The 21,435-nt window shown below is 57.4% G+C and carries 22 protein-coding genes; 19 read left to right on the forward strand and 3 right to left on the reverse strand.

From position 1 onward, the window contains the following. Nucleotides 1-12 precede the first annotated feature (12 nt). The 19 genes from KGZ66_10300 (at nucleotide 13) to KGZ66_10390 (ending at nucleotide 18,748) form a co-directional block, all read left to right on the forward strand. Nucleotides 13-1,251, forward strand: coding sequence for a serine hydroxymethyltransferase (locus KGZ66_10300; protein ID MBS3985973.1), 1,239 nt, complete (start codon nucleotides 13-15; stop codon nucleotides 1,249-1,251). Between the two features lie 11 nt (nucleotides 1,252-1,262). Continuing rightward, the gene (gene upp / locus KGZ66_10305) at nucleotides 1,263-1,892 is read left to right on the forward strand and encodes a uracil phosphoribosyltransferase (protein ID MBS3985974.1); all 630 of its coding nucleotides are present in this window, start codon (nucleotides 1,263-1,265) and stop codon (nucleotides 1,890-1,892) included. Next, the gene (locus tag KGZ66_10310) at nucleotides 1,889-2,329 is read left to right on the forward strand and encodes a cytidine/deoxycytidylate deaminase family protein (GenBank protein MBS3985975.1); all 441 of its coding nucleotides are present in this window, start codon (nucleotides 1,889-1,891) and stop codon (nucleotides 2,327-2,329) included. The genes upp and KGZ66_10310 overlap by 4 nt, the downstream gene beginning before the upstream one ends. Before the next feature lie 16 nt (nucleotides 2,330-2,345). Then, the gene (gene wecB, locus KGZ66_10315) at nucleotides 2,346-3,524 is read left to right on the forward strand and encodes a UDP-N-acetylglucosamine 2-epimerase (non-hydrolyzing) (protein ID MBS3985976.1); all 1,179 of its coding nucleotides are present in this window, start codon (nucleotides 2,346-2,348) and stop codon (nucleotides 3,522-3,524) included. 279 nt (nucleotides 3,525-3,803) lie between these two features. After that, complete coding sequence (locus KGZ66_10320; GenBank protein MBS3985977.1) at nucleotides 3,804-4,127, forward strand: hypothetical protein; 324 nt, start codon at nucleotides 3,804-3,806, stop codon at nucleotides 4,125-4,127. 1 nt (nucleotide 4,128) lies between these two features. Beyond that, nucleotides 4,129-6,087: a hypothetical protein gene (locus tag KGZ66_10325; GenBank protein MBS3985978.1), complete on the forward strand. Its 1,959-nt coding sequence runs from the start codon at nucleotides 4,129-4,131 to the stop codon at nucleotides 6,085-6,087. A 50-nt stretch (nucleotides 6,088-6,137) separates the two neighbouring features. Beyond that, on the forward strand, nucleotides 6,138-6,614 hold the full coding sequence (locus tag KGZ66_10330) for a V-type ATP synthase subunit K (GenBank protein MBS3985979.1): 477 nt from the start codon (nucleotides 6,138-6,140) through the stop codon (nucleotides 6,612-6,614). Nucleotides 6,615-6,641: 27 nt separating this feature from the next. Further along, nucleotides 6,642-7,238 carry a hypothetical protein gene (locus KGZ66_10335; GenBank protein MBS3985980.1) on the forward strand — a complete coding sequence of 199 codons (597 nt, stop codon included), beginning with the start codon at nucleotides 6,642-6,644 and terminating at the stop codon, nucleotides 7,236-7,238. 36 nt (nucleotides 7,239-7,274) lie between these two features. Beyond that, complete coding sequence (locus tag KGZ66_10340; GenBank protein ID MBS3985981.1) at nucleotides 7,275-8,285, forward strand: V-type ATP synthase subunit C; 1,011 nt, start codon at nucleotides 7,275-7,277, stop codon at nucleotides 8,283-8,285. After that, nucleotides 8,278-8,613 (forward strand): hypothetical protein, encoded by a 336-nt coding sequence (locus KGZ66_10345; protein MBS3985982.1) that lies wholly within the window; start codon nucleotides 8,278-8,280, stop codon nucleotides 8,611-8,613. Before KGZ66_10340 ends, KGZ66_10345 begins: the two co-directional genes overlap by 8 nt. Then, on the forward strand, nucleotides 8,606-10,354 hold the full coding sequence (locus tag KGZ66_10350) for a V-type ATP synthase subunit A (protein ID MBS3985983.1): 1,749 nt from the start codon (nucleotides 8,606-8,608) through the stop codon (nucleotides 10,352-10,354). The genes KGZ66_10345 and KGZ66_10350 overlap by 8 nt, the downstream gene beginning before the upstream one ends. Nucleotides 10,355-10,368: 14 nt before the next feature. Then, nucleotides 10,369-11,748, forward strand: coding sequence for a V-type ATP synthase subunit B (locus KGZ66_10355; protein MBS3985984.1), 1,380 nt, complete (start codon nucleotides 10,369-10,371; stop codon nucleotides 11,746-11,748). A 32-nt stretch (nucleotides 11,749-11,780) separates the two neighbouring features. After that, nucleotides 11,781-12,374, forward strand: coding sequence for a V-type ATP synthase subunit D (locus tag KGZ66_10360; protein MBS3985985.1), 594 nt, complete (start codon nucleotides 11,781-11,783; stop codon nucleotides 12,372-12,374). Between the two features lie 137 nt (nucleotides 12,375-12,511). Then, nucleotides 12,512-13,231 (forward strand): YwmB family TATA-box binding protein, encoded by a 720-nt coding sequence (locus tag KGZ66_10365; protein MBS3985986.1) that lies wholly within the window; start codon nucleotides 12,512-12,514, stop codon nucleotides 13,229-13,231. Nucleotides 13,232-13,291: 60 nt separating this feature from the next. Continuing rightward, nucleotides 13,292-14,542 (forward strand): UDP-N-acetylglucosamine 1-carboxyvinyltransferase, encoded by a 1,251-nt coding sequence (gene murA, locus KGZ66_10370; protein ID MBS3985987.1) that lies wholly within the window; start codon nucleotides 13,292-13,294, stop codon nucleotides 14,540-14,542. A gap of 164 nt (nucleotides 14,543-14,706) precedes the next feature. Further along, nucleotides 14,707-15,348, forward strand: a complete 642-nt coding sequence (locus KGZ66_10375) for a hypothetical protein (GenBank protein MBS3985988.1) — start codon at nucleotides 14,707-14,709, stop codon at nucleotides 15,346-15,348. 47 nt (nucleotides 15,349-15,395) lie between these two features. Next, nucleotides 15,396-16,382: a stage II sporulation protein D gene (spoIID, locus tag KGZ66_10380; protein MBS3985989.1), complete on the forward strand. Its 987-nt coding sequence runs from the start codon at nucleotides 15,396-15,398 to the stop codon at nucleotides 16,380-16,382. Between the two features lie 58 nt (nucleotides 16,383-16,440). Next, nucleotides 16,441-17,241, forward strand: coding sequence for a peptidoglycan DD-metalloendopeptidase family protein (locus KGZ66_10385; protein ID MBS3985990.1), 801 nt, complete (start codon nucleotides 16,441-16,443; stop codon nucleotides 17,239-17,241). Between the two features lie 280 nt (nucleotides 17,242-17,521). Beyond that, a complete protein-coding gene (locus tag KGZ66_10390; protein MBS3985991.1) occupies nucleotides 17,522-18,748 on the forward strand; it encodes a DUF438 domain-containing protein in 1,227 nt (408 codons plus the stop codon). Here the strand turns inward: KGZ66_10390 and KGZ66_10395 are convergent. The 3 genes from KGZ66_10395 to acpP all read right to left on the reverse strand — a co-directional run bounded on the left by KGZ66_10395 (nucleotide 18,745) and on the right by acpP (nucleotide 21,424). Beyond that, nucleotides 18,745-19,827, reverse strand: a complete 1,083-nt coding sequence (locus KGZ66_10395) for a nitronate monooxygenase (protein ID MBS3985992.1) — start codon at nucleotides 19,825-19,827, stop codon at nucleotides 18,745-18,747. The genes KGZ66_10390 and KGZ66_10395 overlap by 4 nt on opposite strands. 112 nt (nucleotides 19,828-19,939) lie before the next feature. Beyond that, the gene (gene fabF, locus KGZ66_10400) at nucleotides 19,940-21,178 is read right to left on the reverse strand and encodes a beta-ketoacyl-ACP synthase II (GenBank protein ID MBS3985993.1); all 1,239 of its coding nucleotides are present in this window, start codon (nucleotides 21,176-21,178) and stop codon (nucleotides 19,940-19,942) included. A 12-nt stretch (nucleotides 21,179-21,190) separates the two neighbouring features. After that, nucleotides 21,191-21,424 carry an acyl carrier protein gene (acpP, locus tag KGZ66_10405; protein ID MBS3985994.1) on the reverse strand — a complete coding sequence of 78 codons (234 nt, stop codon included), beginning with the start codon at nucleotides 21,422-21,424 and terminating at the stop codon, nucleotides 21,191-21,193. Nucleotides 21,425-21,435 lie beyond the last annotated feature (11 nt).

Genomic DNA, 21,435 nt, shown 5'->3' on the forward strand with positions numbered 1-21,435 from the left:
GGAGAGAGAAACATGAGTTTACGAGCTATCGACCCAGAAATCGCCGGTGTGTTAGAGCAAGAACTAGTACGCCAGCAAGACCATCTGGAGCTTATCGCCTCGGAGAACTTCGTAAGTAAAGCGGTTCTTGAAGCCATGGGCTCGGTGCTGACCAACAAGTATGCCGAAGGTTATCCCGGCAAGCGCTACTACGGTGGCTGCCACGTCGTCGACCGCGCGGAAGACCTAGCGCGCGACCGCGCCTGCAAGCTCTTTGGGGCGGAGCACGCCAATGTGCAGCCGCACTCAGGCGCACAGGCCAACATGGCTGTGTACTTTGCCTGCCTTTCCCCCGGCGACACGGTGCTCGGCATGAACCTATCCCACGGCGGGCACCTCACCCACGGCAGCCCCGTAAACTTCTCCGGTCTCCTCTATAAGTTTATTCCCTACGGCGTCGGCACGGACGGTTTTATCGACTACGCAGAAGTAGAGCAGCTCGCGCTCGCTCACCGCCCCAAGCTCCTCGTAGCCGGTGCTAGCGCTTACCCGCGCGTAATCGACTTTAAGCGCCTGCGCGAGATTGCCGATGCCTGTGGCGCGCTCTTTATGGTAGATATGGCTCATGTCGCCGGTCTCGTCGCCACCGGGCACCATCCGAGCCCCGTGCCGTTTGCGCACTTTGTGACTACCACAACGCATAAGACACTGCGCGGGCCGCGCGGCGGCATGATTCTGTGCACCGCCGAATGGGCTAAGGCTATCGACAAAGCCGTCTTCCCCGGCATGCAAGGCGGACCGCTAATGCACATTATTGCGGCTAAGGCCGTGTCTTTCCTAGAAGCGCTGCAGCCCGAGTTCCATGGCTACCAAGACCAAGTAGTTAAGAATGCCGCCGCGCTGGCCGCTGCACTTAAGCAGCGCGGGTTCACCTTAGTTTCCGACGGGACGGACAACCACCTGCTCTTAGTAGACCTGCGCAGCAAAGGCCTAACCGGCAAAAAAGCCGAGAAAGTACTCGATACCGTTGGCATTACCGTCAACAAGAATACCATCCCCTTTGACCCCGAAGGTCCCTTTACTACGAGCGGCATCCGCATCGGCACGCCAGCCATGACTACGCGTGGCATGAAGGAAGCGGCCATGGTGACTATTGCCGACTTAATTGCGGATGTACTCGAGAACCCAGGTGACGACGCCGTGCTTGCGCGCGTGCGCGCCGGAGTGGCTGCGCTTTGCGGTCAATTTCCGCTGTATAAGAGCGCCGAATAGGAGGAGTCCGCTTGAACCGCGTGCACCTAGTGGCGCATCCCATGATTCAGCATAAGCTGACCTTCATCCGCGACAAGAATACTGGCTCCAAGGAGTTTCGCGACTTGGTGGAGGAAGTGGCCATGTTTCTCGCGTACGAGGTGACGCGCAATCTCCCCCTCGCCGAGTGCGAAGTAGAAACGCCTGTGGCCAAGACTAAATCTAAAGTTATCGCGGGCAAAAAACTCGGCATTATCCCCATCCTGCGCGCCGGCCTCGGCATGGTCAGCGGCATCCTGCGCCTTATTCCGGCGGCTAAAGTAGGGCATATCGGCATCTACCGCGACCCGGAAACGCTGCAACCGGTAGAGTATTACGTCAAGCTGCCAAGCGACGTAGCGGAGCGCGAGTTAATCGTGGTGGACCCGATGCTCGCGACAGGCGGTTCGGCCGTAGCCGCGATTAACTTTCTCAAGCAGCGGGGCGCGCAGTCCATAAAACTCATGTGCCTTATTGCGGCACCCGAGGGCATCGAGAAGGTTCACTGCCACCACCCCGAGGTCGACATTTTTACCGCCGCCATTGACTCGCACCTTAACGAACACGCCTATATCGTGCCGGGTCTCGGAGACGCGGGCGACCGGCTCTTTGGCACTAAATGACGCGGCCTAGCTGGGACGAATACTTTATGGCCATCACCCGCACGGTGGCCGAGCGCAGCACCTGTCTGCGCCGCCGCGTAGGTGCCGTGGTTATCCTGGATAAACGCATCCTCACTACCGGCTATAACGGCGCGCCGACGGGGCTTTCGCACTGTCTGGACATCGGCTGCCTGCGCGAGCAACAGGGCGTGCCGTCAGGGGAGCGACACGAGCTCTGCCGCGGACTGCACGCCGAACAAAACGCCATCATTCAGGCCGCCCTCTCCGGTGTGTCCATCAGGGGCGGGACTATCTACACCACGCATTTCCCGTGCGTCCTCTGCGCCAAGATGCTCATTAACGCGGGCATCAAGCGCGTGGTGTACGCCGACGGTTATCCCGACCTGCTTAGCCGAGAACTTCTCACAGAAGCGGGCTTGCTGGTCGAGAGTATTTAGCGAAGGGCGGCAGGTCATGGCCATCAAAGTCTTTACCGTGTTTGGGGTACGGCCGGAGGCCGTGAAAATGGCCCCGGTCATTAGCGAGCTCGGGCGCTATCCTGAGTTTAGCGTTTCCGTGTGCGTCACCGGACAGCACCGCGCCATGCTAGACCAGGTACTGCGCCTGTTTAGTATCGAGCCAAAATACGACCTAAACATTATGCGTGAGAGACAGACATTGCCCGAAACGTTTGCGCGGGCGCTTACCGGGCTTGACGAAATCTTTCGCGCCGACCGCCCGGACATTGTGCTAGTCCACGGCGATACGTCTACAACGCTCGCCGGCAGCCTGGCCGCTTTCTACAACCAAGTGCCGGTCGGGCACGTCGAAGCTGGGTTGCGTACGCACGAGAAGTACTTGCCTTTCCCCGAGGAAATAAACCGTAAGCTCACGGGCAGCCTAGCCGACCTGCACTTTGCTCCTACGCCGACGGCGAAGGGCAATCTGTTGCGCGAAGGCGTGCGAGAAGAGAGCATTTTCATTACCGGCAACACCGTCATCGACGCGCTAGCTACAACCGTGCGGCCGGATTACGAGTACCACGACGCCGCCTTGCGACAGGCGCTCGCCAAGACTACGGGACGATTGCTCTTAGTAGAAGTGCACCGGCGCGAGAACTGGGGCGAGCCGATGCAGGCCATGTGTTTGGCTTTGCTCGATGTGCTCGCGGCCTTCCCGGACTGCCGCATGATTTTTCCGGTTCACCTTAACCCTGTGGTAAGGGAAGTGGTAATGCCTCATCTGGCGGGGCATCCGCAAATCACCCTGCTTGACCCGCTCGATACCGACGACTTCCACAACTTGATGGCGCGTTCTTACCTTATACTTACCGACTCAGGCGGACTGCAGGAAGAAGCCCCGGCGCTAGGCGTGCCGGTCTTGGTGATGCGCACCAGTACCGAGCGCCCCGAAGCCGTAGAGGCAGGCACCGTGCGCATCGTGGGGACGTCGCGCGCCGGGATTGTGGCGCATGCGAGCGAGTTGCTGGAAAGCAAAGCCGCCTACCAGTCCATGAGCACGGCGATTAACCCCTACGGCGACGGCCGCGCCGCAGGCCGCATTGCTCAAGCGTTGCTGCATTTCTTTGGCCGCACGCCGGAACGGCCAGCGGAGTGGAGAGGTGCCCAGTGCTCAGTGCCCAGTGCCCAGTAGTGGTAGCTGGCTCCTAGCTCCTGGCTCCTGGTAGAAAGACCCGCACTCCCCAGTTCATGATTCACGATTCACGATTCATGATTTCTAACGCCTCAAGCCTAACGCCTCACCCTCTCAAAGCTCAAAGCTCAAAGCTCACAGCTCACAGCTCAAAGCTGGCGGCTGGCGCCTGGCGGCCGGCGGCCTACTCCCCCTGTTGCCTGCCACGGACAAAATGTGTAGTATAGTGTGGGCGATAGTACCGAATTATTAATCCGTTCCCGAAGGAAGGTGATGACGATGCAGGATGTTTTGCAGAAGATCAAACACGCCGAAACACAGGCCGAGCAGATGGTGCAGGCAGCTAAGGCGGAAGCCGCCAAACGCTTAGAAAAAGCCGAAGTTGAATACGAAGCGATAGTTAAGCGAGCGGTGAGTCAAGCTAAGCACAAAGCCGAGACAATAATCGAGCAGGGGATGGCCGGCGCCGCAGCTAGCGCAGAGGAGATAGTGCTGCAGTCTGACGCCGAGTGCGCTGCCTTGCGCCAGCGAGCAAGCTCGCGACTAAACGCAGCGGTAAAGCTGATACGAGAGAGGATAATGACGCGCGATGGCCGTAGCTAAAATGAAAAAAGTGCATATCGTCGCCCACTTGTCCCGCAAAACGGAGCTTGTGGCGGCGCTGCAGGAGTGGGCCGTACTGCAGGTAGCTGTCGCCGAACAAAAAGAACGTCATCACAACGTGCAAGCCGGCGCGAGCGCAGTTTCCGCCAGTGAAGCTGAGGCCCTGCAAGCAGAAATAGGCCGTGCTCTAGTCTACCTGAAGCGGTTTGACAGCTACAAAGAAGGTTTAATCGATAGCTTTATGGGTCTTAAGGCTGGCGTTTCGCCGGAGTTAGACGCACAGATTCGCGCTAGTTTCGACGCACGCACCGTAGCACAAGCAACGCGCGAGTACGACAAGCGCCTCACCGAGATTGCCTCCGAGCGGCGGCAGCTGCAAGCCGAACAGAGCGCGCTTTTGGCGTGGTCTAGTCTTAAAGTAAGGCTTAAGGCCGAGCTTAGCGGCACGGTAAACATGGTGTTTGGCACCGTGCTACAGAAGGACATGCCGGCGTTTCTTGCGCGCTTGGATGTTGAGTGTGCAGGGCTGTACCACGTCGAGCAAGTGCAGTCTGCCGGCAATAAGCTAAACCTAGCTATTGTATACCATCGCTCTGTGTCGCCCGCCGTTATTAAGGAAGCTATCTTTACGCCTGCCGCTATCAGCACGGGGGAAGAGACACCGGCGGAAGCGCTGCTAGACGTACAGACTAAGCTACAAGCACTTCTGGCCGAGGCCGCAGCCATTGCGGCGGCGAGCGTGCGCCTAGTGGACGAGAAGCTAAAGCTTCAAGTAATGTACGACTACTATGGGTCGCTAATGCAGCGTGAGCGGGCACAGGCAGCCACGCAGGACACGCGGCAGACTTTTTGGCTCGAAGGCTGGACTGACGTCGACTCCGAGGCGCGCCTGACCGCAGAGCTAGCAGAGCGTTTTCCCGATGTCTACGTGCGCTTTGAGGAAGCACCTCCCGGCGAAACGCCGCCTATTAAACTTAAGAACGCGAAGTTGGCTAAGCCCTTTGAGATGGTCACAAACATGTATGGGTGGCCGATGTATACCGAAGTCGACCCGACGTTCGCCTTAGCTCCGTTCTTTGGCTTCTTTTTCGCCTTAGCTTTAGGCGATGCGGGATACGGACTGTTAATCCTCGCGGCATGCTGGTGGTTTGTTAAGAAGTACAAGCTAGACTTAGGTTCAAGCAAGTTCTTTAGCCTCTTCATGCTTGCAGGGCTGATTGCGGTGCCGGTAGGTCTTGCTGTCAACGGGTTTTTTGGCGACCTCTTAAACTATGTGCCCATTCCAATGATCCAAGATATCAGGCAAAGCTTAGTCTTGATTGACCCGATTTCTAACCCCATGGGACTGATGGCTTTCTCCGTCGCTCTAGGGGTAATCCACATCTTGCTTGGCATAGGCCTAAAAGCCTATATGAGTTGGCGCAGTGGAGATACAAGGGGAGCGGTGTTAGACCAAGGATCATGGCTGTTTTTGCTGCTCTCGCTGGTCTTGCTAGCTTTGACGAGCGTTTTACCGGGGTTAGGCGGCATGGTTGGCCTAGCTCAGAGCGCTTCGTTGCTTGGCGCAGTTATAGTAGTGGCTACCCAAGGAAGAGGAGCAAAGGGTATTTTAGGTAAGCTTGGCCTAGGTCTGTATTCGCTGTATGGCGGAGTAGGTTACTTCAGCGACGCGTTGTCCTACACCCGTTTGATGGCTTTGGGGATGTCGAGTGCCGTCATCGCTATGGTTATAAACACCATCGCCATGATGTTGGTGCCTATACCTGTGGTGGGTTGGCTGGGGGCATTGCTCTTGTTGGTGGTGGGGCATCTGTTCAACTTGTTGCTTTCTGGTTTGGGCTGTTTTGTCCACTCGGCACGTCTCCAGTTCGTTGAGTTCTTCACCAAGTTCTTTGAAGGTGGGGGCGTGCCTTTTAAGCCTTTCCAGCGCGAGTCGAAGTTCACCGTCATTAGGGGCTAGTGCCTATAATAAGGCTCAATATACAATGAAAGTAATGGAGGAAGAATAAAATGGAATGGTTAGGAGTAAACGCCGGCATGGGTCTGGCAATTCTCGGTGCAGCGCTAGCAGTCTTTCTTGGTGGAACCGGATCTAGCATCGGTGTAGGTATTGCCGGGCAGACGTCGGCCGGAATTATGTCCGAGGATCCCGAGAAATTCGGTAAGCTTTTGCTCCTACAGGCTTTGCCTGGCACACAGGGCGTTTACGGATTGCTAATTGGCTTTTGGATTTGGAATCTTCTCGGCGCGGCAGGCACCGTAACCATAGACCAGGGTTGGCAGTTGTTTTTTGCCTGCTTACCTGCTGCCATCAGCGGGCTTATGAGTGGAATCTGGCAAGGCAAAGTCTCGGCCGCGGCCATGAACATTATCGTGAAGCACCCGGATGCTTCCGGTAAAGCGCTAATCCTCCCTGCTATGGTAGAAACCTACGCCATCTTTGGCCTGCTGGCCAGCCTGCTCCTCATCAACAGAGTTGTTCTCTAAAGAGCGGCTCGATAAGGAGTTGATCGTGTGTCTATAGAGAATATCGTCGCTAAGATTCTCGGCGATGCCGAAAGGCAAGTTCAAGCCATCCACGCCGCCGGCTATGCCGGCGAAGAAGCCAAGCTAGCCGAGGCCAAGCAGGTGGCTGCCGCACAGGCCGAGGGCCTTGTCACCGGGGCCGAGGCGCGCGTGGCCGAAGAAGGAGCGCGTTTGCTTACAGCGGCGAGACTTGAGGCCAGAAAAAAGCTGCTTGCGGTTAAGCAGTCGGTTATGGAAGAAGCCTTTGTCGCGGCCCTAGCGGAGCTCCGCGCCTTGCCGGTAGAGGAGCAGAGGAAGCTAATTAGCGCGATGCTGCTTGACGCCGCAGAGACCGGCGCAGAGCAGGTAGTGTGCGCCAAGGAAGACAGCCAGATTTTCACGCCCGCCTTTATCGCCGAAGTTAACGAGTCTTTGGCCGCGCAAGGCAAACGGGGCGAGTTGACGTTAGCCAAAGAGCACCGCTCAACCGGGGGAGGGTTCTACCTCCTAGGCGAGAACCTCGAAATTAACGTTACCTTCCCGACTCTGCAGAAGTCTGTGCGGGAGCAGCTCGAACCGGAAGTAGCAGCGGTGCTGTTTAGTTAGTGTCCACACTAACGCGCCCGTGAAGGAGTGAAGACTATGTCCATTTCACATGACTCTCGCTACGCCTATGCTGTCGGCCGCATTAGAGTCCTAGAGACCCGACTGCTCGATATGGCAAAACTAAGCCGCATGATCGAGGCCAAAAATGCCGACGAGGCCATGCGCATTTTGGGCGAGACCGAATACGCCGACTTAGTGTCGCGCGCAGCCGGTCCGCACGACTATGCGCAGGTTACGGCCGGGGAAATCACGCGCGTCTACAGCTTAATGAAAAAGCTCCTGCCGGATGAGCCACTGGTAGACCTCTTCTTAATCAAGTACGACATCCATAACATGAAGGTGGCGTTAAAGGCTCATTTCCAAGGGAAGAGCTTCGATCACCTCTTGATTGACGCGGGGCTGGTTCCGGCTAAGCTCATGACTTATGTCTGCCAACAGGAGAAGTTTCCCGGTGTGCCCGAGGAGTATTACGGGTTTGCCGCCGCTGCGGCGCGTGCCTACGAGGACAGCAAAGACCCCAAGGTTATAGACGTCGTGCTTGACCGTTTGCAGTATTCTCACACGATAGCGTTTGCCGAGCAACATGGCTACGCCTTTCTGGCGCGGTTGCTCGCGAGCCAGGCGGACCTTGCTAATATGAAGAGCCTCGTGCGGACAAAACGCTTAGGGCGTGGGCGAGATTTCCTCGCCGAAAACCTCCTCGCGGGGGGAACGATGCCGCAAGCCGCGTTTCTGGAAGCCGTGACAGAGGACTATCCCGCCATTGTCGGGCGCTTTAGTGGTTCGCCCTATCGAGCGGTAGTCGAGCAGGGCATAGGCGCTCTCCTTGAGGGGCGCGGTCTGACGACGCTAGAGAAGCTAAGCGACGGTTTTCTGACGGAGCTATCCCGCAAAGCACGCTTTCAGGCTTTTGGCCCGGAGCCCATAATAAACTATATACTGGCTAAAGAGAACGAAGTAAGAAACATCCGCATCATTATGATTGGCAAGTTGAACGGTGTACCCAACGAGGAAATTCGCGAAAGGCTGCGTGAAGGGTATGCATAAGATTGGCCTGATTGGCGACAGCGATACCATCCGCGGCTTTAGCGCGCTAGGCCTTGCTACCTTTGAAGTCATCGACCGCGCTCAAGCGGTGGCGGCAGTCGAAGGAGTCTTAAAAGGCGGCTTTGCGGTCGTGTTTGTTACGGAGCGCATATATCCTCAGGTGGAATACCTGATTCGCGCGGCCCGCGAGAGCACCTTGCCTATTTTCACCGTGATTCCCGACAATCAGGGTAGCACCGGACTAGGACAGCAACGTCTCCGCAAGATGGTGGAGAGGGCTATCGGAGTAGATATTCTTTTCAAGGAAGAGGGAAAGACGAATGGCTAATACCACACGGCAGGAAGGCGTTATTGTCAAAGTCTCCGGGCCCTTGGTCATTGCCGCGGGTATGTCACATGCGCGCATGTATGACATGGTTATGGTCGGAGAGAAGGGCCTCATCGGTGAGATAATCGAAATGCGCGGCGACAGCGCCTCTATACAAGTCTACGAGGAAACAGCCGGCGTAGGCCCGGGCGAGCCTGTAGTCTCGACCGGCTCGCCGCTTTCGGTCGAACTAGGCCCGGGGCTGATGACCTCGATTTACGACGGCATTCAGCGCCCGCTCAATAAGATTGAAGAGCGCGCCGGCGCGTTTATTACCCGCGGCATTCAGGTGCCGAGCCTAGACCGCGAGAGAAAGTGGGACTTTTCCCCGGCAGTCGCGGTAGGTGCACAGGTACAGCCGGGCACGGTGCTAGGCACAGTGCGCGAAACCGTACTGGTAACACATAAGGTAATGGTTCCACCGGGACTCTCCGGCCGCGTGGAATGGATACACAGCGGGCAGGCGACCATTACCGATGACGTGGTTCGCCTAGGAACAGAAAGCGGCCCCGTGTCGCTGACCATGATGCAGAAGTGGCCGGTACGCAAAGGCAGGCCCTACAGCGCAAAGCGCACGCCCGCAACTCCGCTCACTACCGGTCAGCGCGTTATCGACATGTTCTTTCCCGTCGCTAAGGGCGGCGTAGCCTGTGTGCCGGGGCCTTTCGGCTCGGGCAAGACCGTTGTGCAGCATCAGCTTGCCAAGTGGGCCGACGCCGATATCGTCGTCTACGTTGGGTGCGGCGAGCGCGGCAACGAGATGACGGATGTATTGATGGAGTTCCCCGAGCTGCACGACCCCAAGACCGGCGAGCCGCTCATGGAACGCACGGTGCTTATCGCCAATACGTCCAATATGCCGGTAGCCGCGCGCGAGGCGTCGATATATACCGGTATAACCATTGCCGAGTACTACCGCGACATGGGTTATTCCGTCGCGCTGATGGCCGATTCCACCTCCAGGTGGGCCGAGGCGCTGCGCGAAATGTCCGGCCGTCTTGAGGAAATGCCGGGCGAAGAAGGGTATCCCGCTTATCTTGGCTCGCGCGTAGCCGAGTTCTACGAGCGTGCCGGCACGGTCGCCAACTTAAACGGTTCGGAAGGCTCGCTTACCGCGATTGGCGCGGTCTCGCCCCCGGGCGGCGACTTGTCGGAGCCGGTGACGCAGTCGACGCTGCGCATTGTAAAAGTCTTCTGGGGTCTTGACGCGAGGCTGGCAGAGTCCCGCCACTTCCCCGCCATTAACTGGCTTTTAAGCTACTCGCTTTACGCCGAACGGCTAGACGAGTTTTTTGCGGCTAATGCCGGCCCGGAGTGGCCGACTTACCGCCGGGACGCCATGCGCCTGCTGCAAAAGGAATCGGAACTCGAAGAAATCGTGCGCTTAGTCGGTATCGACGCCTTGTCGCCTACGGACAGGTTGGCGTTAGAGACGGCCAAGTCCATCCGCGAAGACTTCCTGCACCAAAACGCCTTCCACGAAGTAGACACTTACACTTCCTTGCCCAAGCAGTATCGCATTATGCGCTTAATTCTCACCTTCTACAAGGAAGCACAGGCAGCCATGCAGCGGGGGATGCCGCTAGAGCGCCTGCTAGAGCTCCCGGTCAGGGTAGAGATTGCGCGCTCTAAGTACCTGCCGGAAACCGAGATTGACCGTTTTGACACCATCGAAGCCCGTATCCGCGAGCAACTAAAGTAAGGAGGGGAGCAAAAATGCAGAAAGAGTACCGCACGATAACTGAGATATCAGGGCCCCTCATGCTTGTCGACAAGGTTGAGGGCGTAAAGTACGAGGAACTAGTCGAGATTGAGCTCCCAAGCGGCGAAATTCGCCGCGGCCGCGTGCTCGAGGCTATGCGCGGCAAGGCGCTTGTGCAGATTTTCGAAGGCACCTCAGGCATTAACATGGAGAAGAGCAAAGCGCGCTTCTTGGGCAAGGTTATCGAGCTGCCTGTATCGACCGATATGCTCGGCCGCGTCTTCGACGGTTTCGGCAACCCCCGCGACAACGGACCGGCCATTATCCCGGACAAACGCTTAGACATTAACGGCAACCCCATTAATCCGTATGCGCGCGCCTACCCTTCGGAGTTTATCCAGACGGGCATCTCGACGATTGACGGCATGAACACGCTAGTGCGCGGACAGAAGCTGCCCATCTTCTCGGGCTCGGGCCTCCCGCACGCTAAGCTAGCAGCGCAGATTGCCCGCCAGGCCAAAGTGCTCGGCAGCGACAGTGAGTTTGCCGTAGTCTTTGCCGCCATGGGTATTACCTTCGAGGAAGCCGACTACTTCACCAGCGACTTCCGCAAGACGGGCGCTATCGACCGCGCCGTGCTATTTATTAACCTAGCTAACGACCCGGTTATCGAGCGCATTGCCACGCCGCGTATCGCCCTAACCTGCGCCGAGTACCTCGCCTACGAGAAGGGCATGCACGTTCTCGTAATTATGACCGACATGACCTACTACGCCGAGGCGTTGCGCGAAATCTCTGCCGCCCGCAAAGAAGTTCCGGGACGCCGCGGGTACCCCGGGTACCTGTACACCGACCTCTCCACGCTGTACGAGAGAGCGGGACGCATTCAGGGTCGGCCGGGCTCCATTACCCAGATTCCGATTCTCACCATGCCGGAAGACGACAAAACGCATCCCATCCCCGACCTTACCGGCTACATTACCGAGGGACAGATTATTCTGGGGCGCGAACTGCATCGCAAGGGCATTTACCCGCCGGTTGACGTGTTGCCGTCTCTCTCTCGGCTTAAAGACAAGGGTATCGGCACGGGCAAGACGCGCGAGGACCACAGCGGTGTGCTGAATCAGCTGTTTGCAGCTTACAGCCGCGGTAAAGAAGCAAAAGAACTCGCCATTATTCTCGGTGAAGCCGCGCTCTCAGATGTAGACAAGCGCTTCTCTAAGTTTGCCGATGAGTTCGAGCAGCGCTTTGTCAACCAAGGTGAGTACGCCGACCGCGACATCGCCGCTACTTTGAATCTTGCCTGGGAACTAATGGCGCTGCTTCCGGTGACGGAACTTAAGCGTGTACGCGAGGAGCACATCAAGAAGTACCTGCCGGCCGAAGCGAGGTAACAGCGGTGAACATTAGAGTCAACCCGACTCGCATGGAGCTCCTGCGCCTAAAAAAGCGCGTGCGGGTGGCCAAGCGAGGACACAAACTGCTAAAGGACAAGCGCGATGAACTCATGAAGAGCTTTATGTCGCTCCTGCGTGATGTCAAGCGCTTGCGCCTAACTGTCGAGCAGAAACTGCGGCTTGGCTATCAAAGCTTCCTGATAGCCCGGGCCGTAATGACGCCGGAGATACTCGACGAGGCCATCATGTTCCCCAAGCAGCACGTCGAGCTCTCGGTGACCGAGAAGCGAATGATGTCCGTTACCGCCCCGGTGTTTGGCTTGCGCCAGGAGGGCGATGTCTACGCCTACGGCATGGCCGGGACTTCGGGCGAGTTAGATATGGCGCTCGGCGTTTTTGCCGAACTTCTGCCGACGCTGATTGAGCTCGCGGGTATTGAACGTGCGCTTGAGCTCTTGGCAGAGGAAATCGAGCGCACGCGGCGCCGGGTCAACGCCTTGGAGTACGTGCTTATCCCGACGCTAGAGGAAACAGTGAAAAGCATCTCTATGAAGCTATCCGAGCAAGAACGCGGCGCCATCTCGCGCCTGATGAAGATTAAGGACGTAGTGCGAGCCAAGTAGCAGCGTACGCGGACGCCGTAGCCTAACTGCAGAAAAACGGCCTGCCGCTGTTTGCATGGTGGCAGGCCTTTCGCGTGTGGTATATTGTTCCTTCCCCCCGTCAATAATTATCAGCACAGGGGAGGGAATATAAAAACATGGCGAAAGTAATAGTTGGGCTTCTGGTGATACTGTTAGGTCTGTTAGGGAGCGCGTTGGCGACACAGGTGTCGGTTCCTAATCTGACGAACTTAGAGCGGGCTTTTGCTGCTACTGGCGCAGCGCGACTTGAGGTCAGCATGAACGGCTGGGCTCTGCTTGCGGCAGGGGAGAGAACGCCGTCGGAACTTAAGCAGCTACTGCAGACGGCAAGCCAAGCGGCCTTTGCCGGCGTTCCAGCCGAACTGCATTACTCCGAAGAACCGGACATGCGCATGGCCTCGCTTGCTTTTACGGCGGGACATCTGCACATAGAGGCCAATATACAGGCTTTGCCCGACGCAACTTATCTGGTGGCGACGGTGCGCTCCGGCGAGGCTGACGTGGGAGAGCTAGGCCAAGTACTGGCAAGCTTCTTCGCGGCGGCGGACGCTGCGCCTACGGTTACCGCGTGCGTGGTGGGAGTAGTGCAGGGTCGCCTTTCCCCGCAGACGGCTGAAAGGCTCGTGGGGGCAGTATTGCGGGTTTTGGCTGCGAACATGTTAGACTTCTACAGCGACGGGAGCGTCGTGAACCTTACAGCTTATAGTCGCATGCTACCCGCCGGGTTAGCCTTTGGAGGGCGAAAAACTAATTTGTCGTTAAGCATGCGCTACAATGAACAAGATGGCAACACGTGGGTGTGGTTGTCCTGGCCTACTTGTGCGGCCATCATTTGAAGGAGCTTGTGTTCCGGGCATAATAAACTTGTGCCGTACACGGCAGGAAGGAGGGATATTATGCCAAGTATATTCGTGCGCGGTGGCAACGAACTGCGCGGCCGTGTAGAAATAAGCGGAGCAAAAAACGCCGTACTCCCCATATTGGCGGCAGCGCTGATGGCACCGAGCGGCGTCACACAACTTGAGTCTGTACCCCGTCTCATGGATGTACTGACCATGGTCGAAGTGCTCGAGCATCTAGGCGTAGAAGCAGAGTGGCGCGAAGGTGTACTAGAGCTAAATGCCGAGCGGCTCACGGCGAGCGAAGCACCATTTCACTTGGTCAGCAAGATGCGCGCCTCTGTCCTAATTATGGGGCCACTCCTTGGGCGCCTAGGGAAAGTTCGGGTGTCACTCCCCGGCGGCTGCGCCATCGGGGCACGTCCGCTCGATTTGCACCTTAAGGGCTTCAGTCTGCTCGGAGCAGACATTGTCCTAGGGCATGGGTTTATCGAAGCCACAGCCAGACAACTTACCGGCAATACTATTTACCTAGACTTTCCGAGCGTTGGTGCTACGGAAAACATTATGATGGCCGCCTGCTTCGCGCAAGGAGTAACGACGATTCAGAATGCCGCCGAGGAACCCGAAATAGTCGACCTCGCCTGCTTTATTAACAGCATGAGCGGCAGGGTCGAGGGAGCCGGGACAGACACTATCGTAGTACACGGACGACGCTCGCTCCATGCGCAGTCTTACCGGGTTATCCCCGACCGCATCGAAGCAGGAACTTACATGGTGGCGGCAGCAATCACGGGTGGCGAACTTATCCTTGAGAATGTTATCCCAGAGCACGTCATAAGCCTCACTGCCAAGCTACGCGAAGCCGGTGTTACCGTCCACAGCTTGCTTGACGGCATGCATGTCAAAGGCAACGGCACTATCGAGCCGGTAGACATTAAGACGCTGCCGTATCCGGGGTTTCCTACCGACATGCAGCCGCAGATGATGGCCCTTCTAACTCTTGCGCGCGGCACCAGTATGGTCACGGAGACGGTCTTTGAGAACCGATTTATGCATGTGCCTGAGCTGCGCCGTATGGGAGCCGGTATACGCACCGATGGCCGAAGCGCCGTAGTGAGCGGGGTGCGCGCCTTAAGCGGCGCACCTGTCACCGCTTCGGACTTGCGCGCCGGAGCCGCCTTAATCCTGGCGGGCCTAGTGGCAGAGGGTGTCACGGAAGTGTGTGGCGTCAGCCACATTGAGCGCGGCTATGTCGGCATCGTCGAGAAATTAAAGTCTCTCGGCGCGGACATTTGGCTGGAATAGCTCACAATAGTTTTTCGATTAGGGGGGTGGCTTCTGCCGCCTCTTTGTCTTCTGTGCTCAACCTCAGGCCACTTAGTTTCACGCGATACTATCATAGGCACGTGATAGTATTGACAACATGCCTATAATATACCAATATGGGGGTAGAGATGGAGGGAAAGTGAATGATTCATAAGCACCGAGGGGATTTGGGCCAAGTGCCTCTTCTCTTAACGGCGTTTTCCATCATTATGGGCGCGATTTATGGATTTAACGTCCCGCGTTTCGGAGATCCTATTTGGGCTACCGTGCCTTGGGGCATCGCTCTGGTGAGTCTGGGCATCATGGTTTTTGCGCTTAGAACGACTTCGCGTAACGCCTTAAGCCTCGGTCTCCAGTACGTAAGCTTAGGCCTGATAGCAGTGATGCTGATGCCTCCCATAGTGCGATGGTTTGACGGGCAAGGCTTAGGTGTGCAGGGAGCTACTCCTGTGGCCCATTGGGCGTGGGTAATTCCCCACCTAGTACTGGCACTGCCTTGGGGCATCGCTCTGGTGAGTCTGGGCGTCATGGTTTTGACGCTTAGAGTGACGTCGCGTAACGCCTTAAGTTTCGGTCTCCAGTACGTAAGCTTAGGTCTGATAGCAGTGATGCAGATCCCTCCCACAGTGCTATGGTTTGCGTTTGACGGGCAAGGCGTAGGGGAACACGGAGCTACTCCTGTGGGACATTGGGCGTGGGCAGTTCCCCACATAGTCCTAGCCCTACTAGCCCTGTATACGGGCTACCTCGTGCGCTCGAGGCCTAACGACATTCCGCGAGTCTAAGTAGGGTTCACTTCGGCATATAGATGTTATGCCGGAGGTGAAACCGCGTGAAAACCCTGTGGCTGATTGCCGCATGTATCATCCTGGCGCTCATCGCAGTGCCCGCGCTCATAGTTTCAGTCTGGGGGTGGCTCGCGCCACCCCCTCCGCCTGTTGAAAGTCCATATCTAGTCAACGTGCTGCTGACAAGCACAGGGCAGGTAGTAACTATGACTCTGGAGGACTACGTGCAGGGTGTGGTGGCGGCGGAAATGCCGGCTCTGTTTGCCGAGGCTGCGCTAGAGGCTCAAGCTGTTGCCGCGCGCACCTATGCCGTACGCAGGATGCGGCAGTTTGGGGGCAACGGGTGCAACCGCCACCCGCAAGCCGACGTGTGCGACGACCCGGCGCACTGCCAAGCTTACTTGCCGCTAGCGGCGCAGAAGCAAAAGTGGGGCCTGCTAGACTTTGCGGCCAACTACTACAAGATTCGCCGGGCTGTGGAAAGTACGGCGGGTCTGGTCATTACTTATCGTGGGCGCGTTATCGACCCCATTTTCCATTCCACCTGCGGCGGACGCACCGAATACGCACACTTAGTTTGGACGAATGAGTATCCTTACTTGGCGAGCGTCGCCTGCAACTTCTGTCAGCACTCGCGGCGACTTACGGCAGAGCGACAGCTGACAGTCGCAGAGGTGGCGGAGCTTTTGGCAGCGTGGGACCCTGCCGTGGCTGTAACAGCGCGAGCTCTTAGGTCACGCACCCCGCCGTTGGCTGTCGTAGAGCGCAGCCAAAGCGGCAGGGTGCTAAGGGTAAGGGTGGGAAACCGCACCATGCCGGGGACAGAGTTCCGCGCTATATTTGGCCTCGACTCCACGAACTTTGCCTTGGCCATGCAGGGCGAAAGGGTGACGATAACTACCCGCGGCTTTGGTCACGGCGTAGGTATGTGTCAGTGGGGGGCGGATGGCTTGGCGCGCGAGGGCCGCAACTTTAGAGAAATACTTGCGCATTACTACGGTGGGGTGCAAGTAATCGAGCTGCCACGGTAAGCGACGTATAGACTGGTGGTTATTGGCTAACACTTATATTCAGGAGGTGTTAGCTCTTATGAAGTTCATTCTCGCCCGTCTCGCGCGCCTGCGCCTATACACAGTGCTGTTAGTGCATCGCCTGGCCAAGCGGGTACGGGGCGCATCCCCGTCGCGCCTTGTGCGCAGCCGTCGCGCTCTTATCGCCGCCTACATGTTAGCGATAATCGCCTTAGCGGGGGCCTGGTGGTGGGATAACCCCGAGCGATTCCTCGGGCAACGCCCGCCTTTCACCCCACCCGACCGTCCGGCACCCCCCGTAGTCAACCCGCCGCTTGGCGACCCTGCTATTCAGCCTGCAGCGGACCCGGCAGGCGAGCAGCCTAAGGGGGCAGAACAAAAGCCGCCTGAACAGCCAGCTCCGGTAGCTCAGCCGACCACGCCGGCGGTGCCCGCTATAGCCGCGCCCGTGACCGTGAATATAGACACCCTGCACCGACCGGTGGCCGGGGAGATAATCAAGCAATACGGCTTTCGCTGGTCGGCCACACACCAGGATTTTCGCTACCACCTCGGCATCGGCATTGCCGCCTCCCCGGGCAGCACAATAGTCGCCGCGTATGCCGGGCGCATTAAGAGTATCGAGACCAATCATCCCGAGTGGGGGACACTGGTCGTCGTAGACCACGGCGGCGGGTGGCGCACAGAGTACGCAAGTCTTGCGGCCCCGGCTGTCCGCGTCGGACAAACAGTCACAGCCGGGCAGAAGCTCGGCCAACTCGGCCCCAACCCCCCCGCCCGTAGCGCCGACGCCACTCAACTCTACTTCGCCCTCTTTAAAGACGACGAATCGCACGACCCCGCGCCGAAGATGCGTTAAGAGGGACGGGGAGTGTCGGAGAGGGACGGAGGAGTGCGACATCAAAAATGAAATAAACGTGCGACAATTCCTGGGCCTTGTTCTATAGCCCACATGTTCTCCAGCCCACATGCAACCTCCTGGCCTCAAGGGAGGTTGTTCTCTTTCGCGCAACCAACCCAGCAGCAGGAAACGGGGAAGCTCAAATAGAACAGGTATCAGACGAGCATGCCTATGGCGTTAAGCTGCAAACCGAGCATACTATTGCTGCTACAAAATATCGGATAGGGGTGAATCGGCAGTGACATCGAGGAACTTTGCTGAACAGAAGCGCGTTATTCGTGAGATTATCAAGGACTTGCACCAAGGGCTTTCGCTCGCGGAGGCAAAGCAGAGGATGGAGGACGAGGTTGGCACAATTTCATCGCTAGAAATTGCCGAAGTGGAGCAGTCGCTAATCGACGAAGGTATGTCGCCAGACGAGATTAAGCGCTTCTGCAATGTGCATGCCCTGCTGTTTGAGTCGGCTCTGCAAGTGGACTTAACGAACGAAGAAAACCCAGCGCACCCCGTCAGTCTGCTCAAGCGGGAGAACAGAGAGATTGAGAAACTTACCGCAGCCCTGAGGGAGCTTAGAAAGCAGGCCGAAGCCGGACAAGTCGCAGGCTTTGTGCGGGAGGCACGCGTTCTGCTCAAGCGAGCGCAAGACCTCGACCTTCATTACACAAAAAAAGAACAGCTCTTGTTCCCTTTCCTCGAGAAATATGGCTTTATGGGGCCCTCCAAAGTTATGTGGGGGAAGCACAACGAGATTAGGGATCTGCAAAAGCAGGCCACGGCTGCTCTGGAAGATGTCGATACGACTGCGGAGGTCGATGCATTTGTCGCCGAGCGCCTGAACCCGCTTATCGACGAAGTGGACGGCATGATCTTCAAAGAAGAGAACATTCTCTTCCCCGCTGCGCTAGAAAAGCTTAAGGCCGACGACTGGATTGAGATTCTTAAAGAGAGCGACCAAGTGGGTTACGCCTACATCCGGCCGCACGCAGAGACCACCGAACTGATCGCCGCGCTTAAAAAAGCCACGGCGGACAAACCGGCAATTGTCGATGGTCAGCTTAGGTTTCCTTCCGGGCTTATCTCGCCTACGGTATTGATGCATATGCTAAACGCCCTGCCAGTGGACCTAACGTTTGTGGATCACGAGGATACAGTACGCTACTTCACCGAGAACAAAGAGCGCATCTTCGTGCGCACCCGCGCAGTAATCGGGCGCAAGGTGCAGAACTGCCACCCGCCCCAAAGCGTAGACATGGTGGAGAAAATTCTCACTGCGTTTAAAGAGGGCAGCCGCGACAGTGCGGAATTCTGGCTGACGCTTAAGGGACGCATGCTCTACATCGTCTTCTTCGCTGTCCGCGACGAACGCGGCAAGTACCTAGGCACACTCGAAGTAACGCAAGACATCACTAAGCTTAGACAACTGACCGGCGAACGGAAGCTGCTTGACGAAGGAGGATATTCCTAACGCCACGCCTTCTCTAGCTCCATCGTCAGCTCCGCCATTAACGCCGGGACGGTCGTAATTTCACGTATGCGATGCACTTCCGAACCGCAGAAGGCGAAGCCGTCGTGCATCTGCCCTTGCGCGGAGTTAATCAGGGCGGAGGCAATGCAATAGGGCACTTGGCTGGGGACGCATGGTTTTAGGCAGTTGGTCACGCAGGTGTCTGGCATGCGCTCGCCGCGCGCTACTTCAGCGAGGAAAGCGCTGCGTATCGCCCGCCCGGGCATACCGACGGGGCTGTCGATAATTACGACGTCTTCGGGCTTTGCTGCGACATAGGCGGCCTTAAACTCGTCGGGAGCATCGCATTCCTCGGTAGCCACAAAGCGGGTAGACATTTGTGCGCCGCTCGCCCCGAGCCGGAGTATGCGGGCGATGTCGAAGCCCGTGTAAAGACCGCCGCCGGCAACTACCGGCACGGCTGCGGCTCGCTCCCCAAGCAACTGCCTAAGCGCTGCCAAAACCTCAGTGAGAATGGTCTCGAGGGAGAATTTGCCCGAAGTATCGGCTAGCTGTTCGCGCGAGAAGCCAAGGTGTCCTCCGGCTAGCGGCCCCTCCACCACAATCATGTCCGGCAGACGGGCGTGCTTGTTGAGCCACTGCTTTGTCACCAAGACTGCAGCCCGCGCTGAACTTACAATCGGGGCTATGCATGTACCGGAGCCGGCAACTAAAGCGGGCAGCGACAGCGGCAGGCCGGCGCCGCTAAAGATTATGTCGGCCTGTGCCGCTACAGCCGCCGCTACCATCTCTTCGTAATCGTTTACGGCTACCATAATGTTGACGCCTACGAGCCCGCCTAAGGCTATCTCCTTGGCGCGCTGGATATGCCACATTAGAGCTTCCCGGTTAGCCCTAAGCTTGTCTGTAGCGTAAGTGGGCCAACTAAACCCAATCTCCACGCCGGAGATTACTCCCACACCCCCTGCCTTAGCTACTGCTCCTGCTAGCCGGGAGAGGGATATGCCGACACCCATGCCACCCTGAACGATAGGCACGCGCGCCACGTTGTTGCCGAACCTAAGCTCTGGTATTTTCACTGCGGCACCTCTTTTACTAAAGGGGAAGCAGGAGGGACTGTCCCTGCTGCTTCCCCGTTGTGGCTTTCTAGCCATAAAGTTAGACAGCTCTACGGCGCGGAAGTGTCGTTACTTAGCGGCCGTATTTCGTTAGCACCAAGCTGCAGTTATGGCCGCCAAAGCCAAACGAGTTTTTAAGGGCGGCGCGAATGTGAAGACTCCGCGCACCTTCCGGCACATAGTCTAGGTCGCACTCGGGGTCGGGTGAAGTGCGGTTGATGGTCGGATGAACGATCCTTTCGTGGATGGATAATGCCGTCGCTATCAGCTCAACCGCGCCCGCCGCCCCCAGCAAATGGCCAACCATGGATTTAGTGGAGCTGATAGCTAGTCTCTGTGCATGCTCCCCAAAGACCTCTTTTATGGCCTTAGTTTCGAACTTGTCGTTAAGGTCGGTCGATGTGCCATGTGCGTTCACATAGTCCACCTCGTGCGGGTTGAGCTTGGCATCAGCTAAGGCTTTCTGCATGCACCGCACAGTGCCTCGAACTTCCGGGTCAGGCGAAGTAATGTGATGCGCGTCGTTAGTCGTGGCATAGCCCTTAACCTCGGCGTAGATGCGGGCTCCGCGGGATAAGGCGTGCTCAAGGCTCTCTAGCACCAGTACTCCGGCACCCTCGCCCATCACAAAGCCGTCGCGCTCCTTGTCGAACGGGCGACTGGCTCGTTTCGGGTCATCATTCCTCGTGCTTAGGGCCCGCGCCGCGATAAAGCCGGCAATAGCGAGCGGGGTAATGGCGCACTCGGTGCCACCTGCAAGCATCACTTCGCTGTCGCCGCGCTCAATTACGCGGCACGCGTCGCCTACGGCTTGGGCGCCGCTGGCGCAGGCGGAGACGATGTCGCTCGAGGGGCCCCTGAGGCCAAAGGTAATCGCAATTTGTCCGGCCGCCATATTGCCAATCATCATCGGCACAAAGAACGGGCTGACCTTCGCAGGGCCCTTTTCGCGCAGCACGGCGAACTGGTTCTCGAGCGTCTCCATGCCGCCGATGCCTGCCCCTACGTAGACGCCGATTTGTGCGGCGTTGTCGGGTGTTACGCTTAGCTCGGCGTCCTCTAAGGCCAGGGAGGCCGCGGCGACGCCGTATTGGGCAAAGCGGTCCATACGCTTGGCCTCTTTTTTGTCCATGTATTGGCTCGGGTCAAAGTCCTTGACCTCGGCGGCAATCTTGGTGGCAAAGTCCGCAGTGTCAAAACGCGTAATGACGTCGACGCCTGACGTGCCAGCTAAGAGCGCCTGCCAAAAGGAGCGGTGACCTGTGCCTATGGGGGACACAACGCCAAGGCCGGTAATCACAACCCTTTTCATCTGCATCTCCTCCTAGGCTAGCTTTGCAGATACGTAAGCAACGGCGTCTTCTACGCTCACAATCTTACCCATATCCGCTTCAGGAATGGAAATGCCAAACTCCTCTTCTAAGCCCATAACCAGCTCAACTAAGTCGAGCGAGTCGGCACCGAGGTCTGCCTTAAACGCGGCAGTAAGCACAACATCCTCCTCTTTTACGGACAGCTTGTCAGCAATAAGTGGGCGCATGCGATCAAATAGTTCCATGTCAACACCTC

The sequence above is a fragment of the Selenomonadales bacterium genome (genome assembly GCA_018335585.1).
In the GTDB taxonomy this organism is placed as follows: domain Bacteria; phylum Bacillota; class UBA994; order UBA994; family UBA994; genus UBA994.

Excerpts from the sequence above, each read along its gene's own strand:
- KGZ66_10300 (MBS3985973.1), top strand. The coding sequence starts at position 13 with ATGAGTTTACGAGCTATCGACCCAGAAATCGCCGGTGTGTTAGAGCAA.
- KGZ66_10310 (MBS3985975.1), top strand. The coding sequence starts at position 1,889 with ATGACGCGGCCTAGCTGGGACGAATACTTTATGGCCATCACCCGCACG.
- wecB (MBS3985976.1), top strand. The coding sequence starts at position 2,346 with ATGGCCATCAAAGTCTTTACCGTGTTTGGGGTACGGCCGGAGGCCGTG.
- KGZ66_10320 (MBS3985977.1), top strand. The coding sequence starts at position 3,804 with ATGCAGGATGTTTTGCAGAAGATCAAACACGCCGAAACACAGGCCGAG.
- KGZ66_10325 (MBS3985978.1), top strand. The coding sequence starts at position 4,129 with ATGAAAAAAGTGCATATCGTCGCCCACTTGTCCCGCAAAACGGAGCTT.
- KGZ66_10330 (MBS3985979.1), top strand. The coding sequence starts at position 6,138 with ATGGAATGGTTAGGAGTAAACGCCGGCATGGGTCTGGCAATTCTCGGT.
- KGZ66_10340 (MBS3985981.1), top strand. The coding sequence starts at position 7,275 with ATGTCCATTTCACATGACTCTCGCTACGCCTATGCTGTCGGCCGCATT.
- KGZ66_10345 (MBS3985982.1), top strand. The coding sequence starts at position 8,278 with ATGCATAAGATTGGCCTGATTGGCGACAGCGATACCATCCGCGGCTTT.
- KGZ66_10350 (MBS3985983.1), top strand. The coding sequence starts at position 8,606 with ATGGCTAATACCACACGGCAGGAAGGCGTTATTGTCAAAGTCTCCGGG.
- KGZ66_10355 (MBS3985984.1), top strand. The coding sequence starts at position 10,369 with ATGCAGAAAGAGTACCGCACGATAACTGAGATATCAGGGCCCCTCATG.
- KGZ66_10360 (MBS3985985.1), top strand. The coding sequence starts at position 11,781 with ATGGAGCTCCTGCGCCTAAAAAAGCGCGTGCGGGTGGCCAAGCGAGGA.
- KGZ66_10365 (MBS3985986.1), top strand. The coding sequence starts at position 12,512 with ATGGCGAAAGTAATAGTTGGGCTTCTGGTGATACTGTTAGGTCTGTTA.
- murA (MBS3985987.1), top strand. The coding sequence starts at position 13,292 with ATGCCAAGTATATTCGTGCGCGGTGGCAACGAACTGCGCGGCCGTGTA.
- KGZ66_10375 (MBS3985988.1), top strand. The coding sequence starts at position 14,707 with ATGATTCATAAGCACCGAGGGGATTTGGGCCAAGTGCCTCTTCTCTTA.
- KGZ66_10385 (MBS3985990.1), top strand. The coding sequence starts at position 16,441 with ATGAAGTTCATTCTCGCCCGTCTCGCGCGCCTGCGCCTATACACAGTG.
- fabF (MBS3985993.1), bottom strand. The coding sequence starts at position 21,178 with ATGAAAAGGGTTGTGATTACCGGCCTTGGCGTTGTGTCCCCCATAGGC.
- acpP (MBS3985994.1), bottom strand. The coding sequence starts at position 21,424 with ATGGAACTATTTGATCGCATGCGCCCACTTATTGCTGACAAGCTGTCC.